This is a genomic window from Pantoea sp. EKM20T (assembly GCF_011800485.1).
Classification (GTDB): Bacteria; Pseudomonadota; Gammaproteobacteria; order Enterobacterales; family Enterobacteriaceae; genus Pantoea; species Pantoea agglomerans.
Window position 1 is genome coordinate 47,450 of record NZ_JAALFW010000005.1, and the last position, 12,685, is coordinate 60,134.

Below are 12,685 nucleotides of genomic sequence, written 5' to 3' on the forward strand. Positions count from 1 at the left end.
TCGACAGGGGAGAGTAAAAGGCCCGCACGCGGCGGGCCTGACAGAATTACTTCTGTAACAGTGGCTTCAGGAAGCGCGCGGTATGTGATTTCTCACACTCCGCCACGGTTTCTGGCGTACCAGCCACCAGGATTTCACCGCCGCCGCTGCCGCCTTCCGGACCCAGGTCGACAATCCAGTCTGCAGTTTTAACCACATCCAGGTTGTGCTCAATCACCACGATGGTGTTGCCCTGATCGCGCAGCTTATGCAGCACTTCCAGCAGCTGCTGGATATCGGCAAAGTGCAGGCCGGTGGTCGGTTCATCCAGAATGTAGAGCGTCTGACCGGTGCCACGCTTCGACAGCTCACGCGCCAGCTTCACGCGCTGGGCTTCACCGCCGGAAAGGGTGGTCGCGGACTGACCGAGGCGGATGTAGGTGAGGCCCACATCGATCAGCGTCTGCAACTTACGCGCCAGCGCCGGCACCGCATCGAAGAACTCACGTGCCTCTTCGATGGTCATCTCCAGCACTTCGTGAATGCTCTTGCCTTTGTACTTCACTTCCAGCGTTTCACGGTTATAGCGTTTGCCTTTGCACTGATCGCACGGCACATAAATGTCCGGCAGGAAGTGCATTTCGACTTTCAGCACGCCATCGCCCTGACAGGCTTCACAGCGTCCGCCACGCACGTTAAAGCTGAAGCGGCCCGGATTGTAGCCGCGCGAACGCGCTTCCGGCACGCCCGCAAACAGTTCACGCACCGGAGTGAAGATGCCGGTGTAGGTGGCCGGGTTGGAGCGCGGTGTACGACCAATCGGGCTCTGGTCGATGTCGATTACTTTGTCGAAGTGCTCCAGTCCCGCCACGTCACGGTAAGGTGCCGGTTCGGCGATGGTCGCGCCGTTCAGTGCCCGCTGGGCAATCGGGAAGAGCGTATCGTTGATCAGGGTCGATTTACCCGAGCCGGAAACACCGGTAATACAGGTGAACAGCCCGACCGGCAGCGTCAGCGTGACATCCTTGAGGTTGTTGCCGCGTGCGCCAGTAATCTTCAGGACTTTGGCCGGGTCGCCTTTGACGCGCTCCTCTGGCACTGCAATGCCACGCTTGCCGCTCAGGAACTGGCCGGTCAGTGACGCTTCCTGCGCCATGATCTGATCAACCGTGCCTTCAGCCACCACCTGGCCGCCATGTACGCCCGCACCCGGACCGATATCGATCACATGGTCAGCGGCACGAATCGCATCTTCATCATGCTCAACCACGATCACCGTGTTACCGAGGTCGCGCAGATGAATCAGGGTGCCGAGCAGGCGTTCGTTGTCGCGCTGGTGCAGGCCGATTGAAGGCTCATCCAGCACATACATCACGCCGACCAGACCGGCACCGATCTGGCTGGCCAGACGGATACGCTGTGCTTCACCACCGGACAAGGTCTCGGCGGAACGCGACATCGAAAGATAGTTCAGGCCGACGTTGACCAGGAAGCTCAGGCGATCGCCAATCTCTTTCAAAATTTTCTCGGCGATCTGCGCACGCTGGCCGCTGAGTTTCATATTTTCAAAGAAGGACATCGCATGGCCGATGCTCATCTCAGAGATGGTCGGCAGCGTGGTGTTCTCCACGAAGACATGACGCGCTTCACGACGCAGACGGGTTCCTTCACAGCTGGCACAGGCGCGGTTGCTGATAAATTTCGCCAGCTCTTCGCGTACCGCTGAGGACTCTGTCTCTTTGTAGCGGCGCTCCATGTTATTGAGCACCCCTTCAAATGGATGACGGCGCACCGAGGTGTCGCCGCGATCGTTGATGTACTTGAATTCGATGCTCTCTTTGCCTGATCCGTACAGAATCACTTTCTGTACGTTTTCTGGCAGGCTGCCGAACGACGCTTCGATATCAAAATCGAGGTGTTCCGCCAGCGAACGCAGCATCTGGAAGTAGTAGAAATTGCGGCGATCCCAGCCGCGGATTGCACCGCCCGCCAGCGAGAGTTCAGGATTCTGCACCACGCGGTCAGGGTCAAAATATTGCTGTACGCCAAGGCCGTCACAGGTCGGACAGGCGCCCGCCGGGTTGTTAAACGAGAACAGGCGCGGCTCCAGCTCGCTCATGCTGTAACCACAGATCGGGCAGGCGAAGTTAGCCGAGAAGAGCAGCTCTTCTGCGGCGCTGTCATCCATGTCCGCCACGATGGCCGTCCCGCCGGAGAGCTCCAGCGTGGTCTCAAACGATTCCGCCAGGCGGGTCGCGAGATCTTCACGCACTTTAAAGCGGTCAATCACCACTTCAATGGTGTGCTTCTTCTGCAGCTCGAGTTTTGGCGGATCGGAGAGGTCACACACTTCGCCATCAATACGCGCACGGATATAACCTTGCGTCGCCAGATTCTCCAGCGTTTTGGTGTGCTCACCCTTACGATCTTTCACCACCGGCGCCAGCAGCATCAGGCGACGGCCTTCCGGCTGGGAGAGCACCTGATCGACCATCTGGCTGACGGTCTGCGCCGCCAGCGGCACATCATGATCCGGGCAGCGCGGTTCGCCAACGCGGGCAAACAGCAGACGCAGGTAATCATGGATCTCGGTGATGGTTCCCACGGTCGAGCGTGGGTTGTGTGAGGTGGATTTCTGTTCAATGGAAATGGCGGGCGACAAACCTTCGATATGATCGACGTCCGGCTTCTCCATTAACGAAAGAAACTGGCGCGCATACGCAGAGAGCGACTCCACATAGCGGCGCTGACCTTCCGCATACAGCGTATCAAACGCCAGTGAGGATTTACCGGAACCTGACAGGCCGGTTACCACAATGAGTTTGTCGCGTGGGATGGTCAGGTTGATGTTTTTCAAATTATGGGTGCGGGCACCACGAACTTCGATCTTATCCATTCACCTTTCCCGGATTAGCAGCACTCACCGCGCCTTGCCGACACGGCCAGAATAAACGTGTCATTATGGCACAAAAAATAGACTGAATAAATATCCAGTACTCTCAGCCTCCGGCGCGCAGCGGATTAAAACTGGAACCCCGCTCGAAAGTGGGAAACAGACCGCAGGACGTGTTAGAATTGATAGATTAGACTGTATGCATTAACTCATCGGGAGACAGCAACATGGCCAGTCGTGGCGTTAACAAAGTGATTCTTGTCGGGAATCTGGGTCAGGATCCGGAAGTACGTTATATGCCAAATGGTGGCGCTGTTGCCAACATTACGCTGGCTACGTCGGAAAGCTGGCGCGACAAGCAGACCGGTGAAAACAAAGAGATCACTGAATGGCATCGTGTGGTGCTGTTTGGCAAACTGGCTGAAGTCGCGGGTGAATACCTGAAAAAAGGGTCACAGGTCTATATCGAAGGCCAGCTGCGCACCCGTAAATGGCAGGATCAGGGAGGCCAGGAGCGTTACACCACCGAAGTCGTGGTTAACGTTGGTGGTACCATGCAGATGCTGGGTGGCCGTCAGCAGGGCGGTAATGCCGGTGCAGGCGCTCCAGCCGGTGGTGGCGCGCAGGGCGGTGGCAACAACAATGGCTGGGGTCAGCCGCAGCAGCCGCAGGGCAACAATAACCAGTTCAGTGGCGGCGCGCAGTCCCGTCCGCAGCCGCAGCCACAGAGCGCGCCGGCCAGCAACAACAACGAACCACCAATGGATTTCGACGACGATATTCCGTTCTGATTCCGTTGGCCAGAGAGTACAAAAAAAGCCCGCTTTGCGGGCTTTTTTTATGCGCGGCGTCTGGCGGCCAGCTACGACCATTCCGCCAGAATCGCCTCCGTGCTCAGCACACGCGGCACGTTGCCGGGGATCAGCAGTGAGGCCCACACGTCATTGTGCTGGTTAATCAGTGCTTCGGCGCTGACCCAGCGGCGATCTGCCGTGGTGTGCGCATCGGCGGCAACGGTAATCGCATAGCCCGCACTGGCACCGACTTTTATCGTGGTATCCAGGCAGTAGTCAGTGGCACAACCGCACACCACAAATTCCTCTACCGCCAGCCTCTTTAACAGCGCGGCCAGGTCGGTGTGCCAGAAGCTGTCGCAGGCAGTTTTAGTCACATAGTGTGCGCCAGCAGGCTGAGCGATTTCCGGCAGCAGCCCGAAAGCCGCATTACCCTCGCACATCTCGCCTTCGCGGTGCTGGATAAATATTGTGATATCGGCGCGTTCGGTCAGCCGGTTAATCTGTGCAATCCTTCCCGCTGTGTCGAAGCGTGGCGTGCTGAAGACGCCATTCTGCATATCAATGACCACGACTACCCGCTGTGCCATGCTTGATCCCATCTGGTTTGAAAAAAACAGTGTTACCTGAGGCATTGCGGAAAGCAATCTTTTGCATTTTCCCCCCTGTCACAGGCATGCTAAACCGACTGGTTAAATAAGGAGAGAGAAGTGGAAGGTGTTCCGGCGAGTTTTCCCTGTGAGAAAGACCGCGCCCGGTTTCAGCAACTCGCCGAGCTGCCCGGTGTGGAACTCTATCAGGCCCACATCTCCCGCTACGCATTTGAACCCCATACCCATGAAGCCTTTGGTATCGGCACCATTGAAGCGGGCGCGCAACGCTTTCGCTACCGCGGCACCGAATATACTGCGCCGGAGAACTCGCTGGTCATGATGAATCCGGATGAGCTGCATACCGGTGAGTCAGCGTGTGAAGAGGGCTGGCGCTACCAGATGATCTACATTCAGCCGCAGCTGATGGATGAACTGACCGGCGATCGCGGCTGGTGGTTCAACGAGGCGCTGTTGACCGATCCGCGCGTGGCGCGGCCGCTCTCCCGCACGCTGGCGACACTCTGGCAGGCGGAATCACCACTGGCGCGCCAGAGCCTGCTCGCTGAACTGCTGTTGCAGATTCGTCCGCTGGCACGCATGTCCTCACAGGGCAGACCGGATGCACGGCATCGTTTTGATCAGGTAAGAGATTTTCTGCGTGCAAACCTCGCAGAACCGGTGCGGCTGGATGAGCTGGCGGCGCTGGCCTCGCTCTCGCCGTGGCACTTCTTACGCGCCTTTCGTCAGCACTATCACGTTACGCCGCATCAGATGCTGATGGCTTTCCGGCTTTACGACGCCAAGCAAAGGCTGGCACAGGGTGAAGCGGCTGCCAGCGTTGCGGCGGCGGTGGGATTAACCGATCAGGCCCATCTGACCCGCGCCTTTGCAAACCGTTATGGCATCACGCCGGGCCGCTATCAAAAGCAGGTGCGCCAGCCCTGATACCACCGCAATCTGCTACAAGCATTCCCCGCCCGAACCCGCCACACTGAACGAAAAAGCTATATAAGGAAGAAATTATGTTTGCTGGTGTCATGTTTGCCGTCACCGCCGGACTGCTGTGGGGGCTGATCTTTGTCGGGCCGCTGCTGGTGCCTGACTATCCTGGCGCGCTGCAATCGGCGGGACGTTATGTGGCGTTTGGGCTGATTGCGCTGCCGCTGGCCTGGCACGGTCGTCATCGCCTGCGCAAGCTGGCCCGGGCCGACTGGCGTGAGGCGGTAAAGCTCTCGCTGGTGGGAAACCTCTTCTACTATGCGTTTCTGGCGAACGCCATTCAGCGCACTGGCGGACCGGTCTCCACCATGATTATCGGCACGCTGCCGGTGGTGATCGCTGTGACGGCCAATCTCTGTTACGGCCATCTTGAAGGACGCCTGCCGTGGCGGCGGCTGTTTCCGGCACTGGTCATGATGGCGGCCGGATTACTCTGCGTGAATGCGGCGGAGCTACAGAGTCAGGGCCACACCCTTGATCTCAGCCGTTATCTGACCGGTATCGCGCTGGCGCTGCTGGCTGTTGTCTGCTGGACCTGGTATCCGCTGCGCAATGCCCGCTGGCTGCGTACACATCCCGAACTGCGGCCCTCGACCTGGGCAACAGCGCAGGGAGTCGTGACGCTGCCGATGGCGCTAATCATGTACGCGCTGGTCAGCGCGCAGCTTGCCTGGCAACAGCCGGCTTTTGCACTGCCGTTTGGGCCGCGTCCTGCAGTGTTTATCTCCCTGATGCTGGCGATTGGTCTGCTCTGTTCCTGGCTCGGGACCTTATGCTGGAACGCTGCCAGCCAGCGTCTTCCCACCGTACTGATGGGGCCACTGATTGTTTTTGAGATCCTTTTCGGCCTGTTGTGGACTTTTCTCTGGTATCAAAGCTGGCCACCCCTGCTCACCGTGACGGGGATTATTTGTCTGATGGCTGGTGTCCTGTGGGCAATGCGCATTAAACCGCAGCCTCTCGTCGTCGCGATTAAAGAGTAAACAGCGAAGATCGCCAAAAGACCTCTGCCGCGCGGATAACACGCCGCGCGGCTTTTTAAGATTAAACCCTACCCCGATTTGCTCGCTCTGCGGCAGATTTGTGCCGCGAAATCGATTTCATGCCTCTGCGTAATCGTGCCTTTACCCCCGAAAGCCTCTCTCATCCCCCTTTTGTCAGTGAAAAAACGGGACTGATGGTCTCCTGAACATAGCCATGTTCAGCGCTGGCAGCGGGTAACTGTTCAGATATCGGTCGTTAATCAGGAAAAATCGCGCAGCATTATGGACGTTATGCTTTTATCAGCGGCTTTTTATTGCGGTATGGTCCTGAGAAAGGGAGGCTGAAAACCACTATTAACTTCACTCAGTGATGAATGAGTAAGAAAACTCCGCCGCTGCGTTAATAATTAAAGATTAATCTCTGGCATCAATGATGCGCAATGAAGAGAGCGAAAAGATAGACACATAACGTTAGTGATAAGGAGCAATAAACTATTTATCCTGGATTAATCCTGGAGAAAGTATATGCCATTAACCCATTCCCCGGAATTAAACGCAGCCGCAAAAATTTGAGTCAGGTCCAGCATTAACTCAAATGCATGGTGATTATTTTTTGCGCGATGTTTAAATTGGCTTAATGATATTGAGACGATTTAGTTCCGACGATTAGCTGGGCTTACGTAAGAAAGGGAGGGCCCAATCCCGCGTAAACGAGATTGGGAAGGGAAGAGTAGCCGTAGAATGCGAGACGTTTGCTGTTGTGAATCAATTTTACCGCAAAAAAAGAAGCTTAGCCGTGAAGCCATTCATTAGTTATAAATGGAGCGGAAAAGGGTGCCGCAATTGTCCTGTTAAATGATCTTCATCTCTTCTGGTAAGAACAAATCTCAGCGTTAAGTCTAAAAAGCGCGGTAGCATTGGGTTTAGCGGTTCTCCGTGCCTGACGGATAATGGTATACGCTGCGACTGATATCTAATAAGCGGCAGCTGCGACGGGTGCCGATGTCAAAGGTGGCCTGCAGGAAATCCACAGCCTGACGTTTTTCATTAGTGGTAAAGAAGTGCTTCAGAACGCTCTGCAGCATCTCTTTGTCCGAGTTGAGCGTCTGCAGTTCACGCGTGATGTTCTGCAGTTTTTCTTCCAGCTCTTTGATTTTTCTGCCTTCTTCCGAAGACAACCCAGAAAACTTCTTCTTCCAGCTGTAGAACGTGGCTTCAGAGATGCCTAACTCTTCACAAATCTCTCTGACTTTCACGCCCGATTCAGAAGCTTTAATGGCATTTGTGATTTGATCTTCGCTGTATCGTGACTTTCTCATAAATGCTCTTACCTTTCTTATCGATTAATGGATGAGAATGACTTTAATAATTTCTGGCACTGTAAGATTCTATTAAGGCAGTATTAAAGTGCGCGAATTGAATTGCGAAGCCTAAATTAAGATATTTAGAATAAATATCATCATGGGATAAATCTTATTTTATTCTTATCCGGTGGGCGTGCCTTCCTGGAGGGGGATTTTTGTTATAAATTCATCGCATCCAAAATACGAAAAAATTCTACGTACATTGGATATTTAGCCTGACCGACTTGATTAATATGGCGGGAAAGGCTCTTAAAGGTTTTTTTATTTTCAGCCTGAAATCGTTTCCATCTGAAGTGATTCGCGCCATTTATAATAAGAATTATCCTGAATTAACACTCCGGATCATGATTTACATCTCAATTTTCGGACCAGCTTGGTCTGAAGTCTTACATTTTCGCCAGGCCCACTGAGCGCTTATTAATTCGTTACAGGGATGTTGTACCGAAGCGGTTGTAGTTGAGTAATACTAAGGAAGAGTCGATGAAATTGAGCGTAATGTCTAATGCCGCCTGGATGATGTCTGAGAAGATCATCTCCGTTTTTGGCGTCATTTTTGTGACGTCTTACGTGGCGAAATCCTTTGGCCCAACGGTGTTTGGCCAGATGGCGTTTTCTACTTCACTATTTGCGATGGTGCAAACCGTTGCAATCTTTGGCACCGAAACCATTCTGTTTAAACGCGTCAGCAAAAATGCGTCAAAAGGCCTGCGCCTGATGACCATCGCCCGTACGATGAGAATGGTGCTGTTGCTGGTCACTTCGGTGCCAGTCTTAATCTGGGTCTGGTACAACATGCAGGAAAATTTCCTGGCGTTTGCACTGGCCTCATTTGTTGCCTCGGTTTTTGTCACCCAGGACACCTTCAGCGTTTATAACAACGCGCGTCTTGCCTCGCGTCTTAACACCATCGCCAACGCCGTGGGCATGCTGCTGAGTTTCGGCATCAGCTTCACCGTCGCCTGGCTGCGTCTTAATCCGCTCTGGCTGACGCTGTCGATTGTCGCAGTGACACTGGTGCCTTACCTGATTAAGCGTCACAACTTCTATCAGGACCATCAGGATCAGATGCCACCACGCGAAAAGCGCACGGCCTATCTGCGTTATCTGATGTATGCCGGTCTGCCGCTGGCGATCTCCAGCATCTTTATCTCTGTGCAGGTAAAAGCGGCGCAGATGTTCCTGGCAGGCACGGCACCCGCGCGCGACCTCGGGCTGTTTGCGGCGGCGAATACCATTTCCGCCTCATGGATTTTTATCCCGGTGGCGCTCATCACCTCCTGCTTCACTGAAATCTTCAGGGAGCGGGGCGAGGTCGCCATTAAGCTGGCTGCGCGGCTCAATGGCTATGTTATGGCGGTTTCATTGCTGATGCTGCTGGTCATTTCGCTTTACGGCGAGCGGATCATCATTGCGTTGTACGGCCCGGAATTCACACAGTCAGGAAGTCTCATTACGTTGCTGTCGATAGCGACCAGCTTTTCGGCAATGGGGACCGTAGCGTATCGCTACATGGTCAAAGAGGGAGGATTTAACTACTTGCTGAGGAAAATCATCTGCCTGATGGTCATCAGTTTGCCGCTCTCCTGGTGGTTGATCCAGGGTCACGGCATCATGGGGGCCGCGTGGAGCGTTTTCCTTTCAGAACTTTTGTCCCTGACCGTAATGAATTACTTCTTTAAAAACGGCGTCATTCAAAAGATTCAGGTTTCCTCACTCAACTACAAAACATACAAATGAGGTCAGATATGCTCAAGTTGAAAGAAGAACTCAGAAGAAGTGTGCAGTATTTTATTAAGAAGATGCCCTGGGCTTATCAGGACCGCATCTACTACTTCCATAAGTTCAGAAAGCTGCCCAATCTGCGTCAGCCAAAAGTGTTCAACGAGAAGGTGTTGTACCGTAAGTTTATCTTCGGCGATTACCAGAGCTATGGTCGTCTGTCAGATAAGTACTCGGTGCGCGAATTCATTGCTGAAAAAATCGGTAATGAATACCTGATCCCGCTGGTACACGAAACGACTGACCCGACCACGCTGAACAGCTTACCCTGCTGGAAGGGGACGGTGATCAAGCCGAACCACGCCTCCAACATGGTAGAGATTCTGCTGGAGGAGCCGGACGCACTGCGCAAGCAGCAGATCATTCATGACTGCTATCGCTGGCTGAAGACCGACTTCGCCAACGAAGCGCGTGAGATTCACTATCGCTACATCAAGCCACGTATCCTGGTTGAGAAGTACATTGGTGATGGCAAAAGCGCGCCGATTGATTACAAGTTTCATATGTTCAACAAGCGTGATGGCAAGTTCGAATATGTGCTGCAGGTGATCTACAACCGCTGCCAGCCGCTGCTGTCGATGAATTTCTACGTGAATAACCTCAATGAGGCCTATCACAAGATTCGCGATACCGGTCTGGATGTCTCACCGATTATGCCGTCACTGGAACATGCGCTCGAACTGAGCAAGAAGCTGGCCAGTGATTTCGACTACGTGCGTGTGGACTGGTATATCCATGACGAGCGCATCTACTTTGGCGAACTGACCTTCACCCCAGGTGCAGGACTGGTCACCGGATTAGATCGTGGTTTAAATCAGATGATGGGAGATATGTGGATTCAGGACCGCCGCGGAACGCAGAGCCCGGGCGTTACAGTGCAGGATGTTAATATCCCTGCCATGTTGAAGAAAATTTAAGCACACACAGCAATATAAAAAACCCCGCTAAGCGGGGTTTTTTATGCGCAAAAATCAGGGCATCGGCCAGTCAGCAGGCGCCTGGCTCATCACATCGATAAAGGCATGCTTTGAGATTTCCAGAAAGTTATGCACGTTATCCATGCTCAGGGTAATGCCCATCAGACCGGTAACAAACCAGCAGGTCATGCCTAAACCAATCCCGCCACACATAAATGCCATCACGTGACGGCTATCCTGACGAAGTTTGGTTTTCAGGGTGCTGGCAAAAAACATCATGATTGCGCTCAGCAATTCCCAACGCATAACAAGTAAACTGGCGGTTAACGTAGCCATCGGCCGGACCTCAATATCAGTAAGTATTCCTGACAATCTGCGGACATCACCGGCGGCGGAAAAGTGTGTCAGGGGGTGCTTTTTCGCCGTCAACCCAGGTTCAAAGTGTGACTTGGGTCACATTATATCACCCGATTTTAAATTTTGAACAAAATTTGACTCTGGTATGGTAGCGGCGTGAGGGAATAGTGAGCAGTAGAAGAAGAACGGCGGGTAAATCAGTCAGATGCGCCCGGGCGGGCGCATCTGAGGGGTCAACGAACCGGACAGCACTCGCCGGTCGTGCGCTGGGTGAAGCTACTGATACCGTCATTGCAGCCAAAACTCAGCAGGCGAGGGCGCTGAATCGCCTGGCGGCGCATGGTATGGCGGTAAGCGGTAGGCGTCTGTGAAAACTGACGACGAAACACGCGGGAGAAGGTCTGCTGCGAGTCATAGCCATACTGCATCGCAATATCAAAAACCGGCCGCTGTGTCTGTGACAGCGCTTCCGCTGCCAGCGTCAGACGGCGCTCGCGAATATAGCCACCCAGCGTCTGTTTCGTTACCGAACGGAACATACGCTGCAGATGCCATTTCGAATAGCCCGATTTTGCGGCAACCTCATCGATCGACAGGCTCTTATCCAGGTTCTGGTCAATCCAGTGCGTCAGGGAATGAATGATCTCTTCTTGCATCATGGTCTCATCCTTCTGGTGCTTAATAAGCGGTAATGGGAGTTTAGTGGTTTTGATGGAGAGCGAGTATAATTCCTCAAGTTAACTTGAGGTAAAGAGCCTGATGAAAAAAGAACGCAACTATCCGAAACCGGTCTTAACACCGGGTGAAGTGGCGCGCCGCAGCGGTGTGGCGGTTTCGGCGCTGCACTTTTATGAGACAAAAGGACTTATTTTCAGCACCCGCAACAGCGGCAATCAGCGGCGATATAGCCGTGACGTGCTGCGACGCGTCGCGATTATTAAGATTGCGCAGCGCATCGGCATTCCGCTGGCAACGGTCAGTGACAGCCTGGATCACATTCCGCCTGACAAGCGCATGTCGACACCGGAGTGGGATGCGCTGACGCAGCACTGGCGCGAAGAGCTGGATAAGCGCATTGAAACCCTGACCCGCCTGCGTAATGACCTGGATGGCTGTATCGGCTGCGGCTGTTTGTCAATGCGCGACTGCCCGCTGCGCAATCCCGGCGACCGGCTGGGTCAGCAGGGCTCGGGTGCGGTGCTGCTTGACCCGGAACAGGATGATAAACATCCGGATGTGGAGTGACGTCTATACTTGGTGAAGGTCAAAACACAGGGAATCATGATGATCACCGTTCACCATCTTGAGAAATCGCGCTCGCATCGGGTGCTGTGGCTGCTGGAAGAGCTGGAAGTGCCGTACCAGATTAAACGCTATCAACGCGAACCGACCATGCTGGCCCCGGAGGCGCTGAAAAAAGTGCATCCACTGGGAAAATCACCGGTCATTACCGACGGGAACCAGGTAGTGGCAGAGTCAGGTGCCATTCTCGAATACCTGGAAGAGAAATATGATCACGAGTTCCGGCTCAAAGTGAGTGATGAGGCGTCGCGGCTGCAGTGCCGCTACTGGCTGCACTATGCCGAAGGCTCGCTGATGCCGCTGCTGGTGATGAAGCTGATCTTCGGTCAGATGGGCAAAGCGCCGGTGCCGTGGCTGCTGCGCCCGGTCGGGGCGGCATTCGGTAAAGGCGTGCAGAAGGCGTTCCTGGATAAACAGCTTAAGCCACACATGCAGATGATCGAACAGCATCTGGCTGCAAATCCCTGGTTCGCCGGTCAGCGCTTCAGTATCGCTGATATCCAGATGAGCTTTCCGCTGCTGGCGCTTGCGCGACGTGCCGGACTGGAGCAGATGCCCGCCAGCCAGAAATGGCTGCAGACTGTGCAACAGCGTGCCGCCTGGCAGCGCGCGATCGATCAGGGCGGCGAGCTTTCGCTGCCAGGTTAATTCCCCTCCTTCACTGGCGGGTCGTGTCTCATCACGGCTGCGCCGGTGCGCATCCCTCCTGAAAATCGCGTTAACTT

At 54.2% G+C, this 12,685-nt stretch carries 12 protein-coding genes; 7 read left to right on the forward strand and 5 right to left on the reverse strand.

Features of this window, described 5'->3' with window-relative positions:
• Positions 1 to 46: 46 nt before the first annotated feature.
• Positions 47 to 2,875: an excinuclease ABC subunit UvrA gene (gene uvrA, locus HFD94_RS10560; protein WP_010252182.1), complete on the reverse strand. Its 2,829-nt coding sequence runs from the start codon at positions 2,873 to 2,875 to the stop codon at positions 47 to 49.
• A gap of 224 nt (positions 2,876 to 3,099) precedes the next feature.
• On the opposite strand from uvrA, the gene ssb1 reads away from it, so the two are divergent.
• A complete protein-coding gene (gene ssb1, locus HFD94_RS10565; RefSeq protein ID WP_010252180.1) occupies positions 3,100 to 3,663 on the forward strand; it encodes a single-stranded DNA-binding protein SSB1 in 564 nt (187 codons plus the stop codon).
• A 71-nt stretch (positions 3,664 to 3,734) separates the two neighbouring features.
• Here ssb1 and HFD94_RS10570 read toward each other — a convergent pair whose 3' ends face one another.
• Entirely contained in the window at positions 3,735 to 4,256 is a 522-nt protein-coding gene (locus HFD94_RS10570; protein WP_029519506.1) for an isochorismatase family protein, read from the reverse strand.
• A gap of 120 nt (positions 4,257 to 4,376) precedes the next feature.
• On the opposite strand from HFD94_RS10570, the gene HFD94_RS10575 reads away from it, so the two are divergent.
• A complete protein-coding gene (locus HFD94_RS10575; RefSeq protein ID WP_010252176.1) occupies positions 4,377 to 5,204 on the forward strand; it encodes an AraC family transcriptional regulator in 828 nt (275 codons plus the stop codon).
• Between the two features lie 77 nt (positions 5,205 to 5,281).
• Positions 5,282 to 6,241 (forward strand): DMT family transporter, encoded by a 960-nt coding sequence (locus tag HFD94_RS10580; protein ID WP_033769445.1) that lies wholly within the window; start codon positions 5,282 to 5,284, stop codon positions 6,239 to 6,241.
• Positions 6,242 to 7,164: 923 nt separating this feature from the next.
• Here the strand turns inward: HFD94_RS10580 and HFD94_RS10585 are convergent.
• Entirely contained in the window at positions 7,165 to 7,560 is a 396-nt protein-coding gene (locus tag HFD94_RS10585; RefSeq protein WP_003855733.1) for a transposase, read from the reverse strand.
• A 525-nt stretch (positions 7,561 to 8,085) separates the two neighbouring features.
• Here HFD94_RS10585 and HFD94_RS10590 point away from each other — a divergent pair.
• Together HFD94_RS10590 and HFD94_RS10595 are read left to right on the forward strand one after the other, a co-directional pair.
• Positions 8,086 to 9,342 (forward strand): oligosaccharide flippase family protein, encoded by a 1,257-nt coding sequence (locus tag HFD94_RS10590; RefSeq protein WP_031591774.1) that lies wholly within the window; start codon positions 8,086 to 8,088, stop codon positions 9,340 to 9,342.
• An 8-nt stretch (positions 9,343 to 9,350) separates the two neighbouring features.
• Complete coding sequence (locus HFD94_RS10595) at positions 9,351 to 10,301, forward strand: ATP-grasp fold amidoligase family protein (protein WP_010252168.1); 951 nt, start codon at positions 9,351 to 9,353, stop codon at positions 10,299 to 10,301.
• Positions 10,302 to 10,355: 54 nt separating this feature from the next.
• Here HFD94_RS10595 and HFD94_RS10600 read toward each other — a convergent pair whose 3' ends face one another.
• Positions 10,356 to 10,637 (reverse strand): YjcB family protein, encoded by a 282-nt coding sequence (locus HFD94_RS10600; protein WP_010252166.1) that lies wholly within the window; start codon positions 10,635 to 10,637, stop codon positions 10,356 to 10,358.
• 254 nt (positions 10,638 to 10,891) lie between these two features.
• Positions 10,892 to 11,317, reverse strand: coding sequence for a superoxide response transcriptional regulator SoxS (gene soxS / locus HFD94_RS10605; RefSeq protein WP_010252163.1), 426 nt, complete (start codon positions 11,315 to 11,317; stop codon positions 10,892 to 10,894).
• A gap of 100 nt (positions 11,318 to 11,417) precedes the next feature.
• On the opposite strand from soxS, the gene soxR reads away from it, so the two are divergent.
• The gene (gene soxR, locus HFD94_RS10610; RefSeq protein WP_010252161.1) at positions 11,418 to 11,903 is read left to right on the forward strand and encodes a redox-sensitive transcriptional activator SoxR; all 486 of its coding nucleotides are present in this window, start codon (positions 11,418 to 11,420) and stop codon (positions 11,901 to 11,903) included.
• Between the two features lie 39 nt (positions 11,904 to 11,942).
• The gene (locus HFD94_RS10615) at positions 11,943 to 12,608 is read left to right on the forward strand and encodes a glutathione S-transferase family protein (protein ID WP_010252159.1); all 666 of its coding nucleotides are present in this window, start codon (positions 11,943 to 11,945) and stop codon (positions 12,606 to 12,608) included.
• The last annotated feature ends 77 nt before the right edge of the window (positions 12,609 to 12,685 follow it).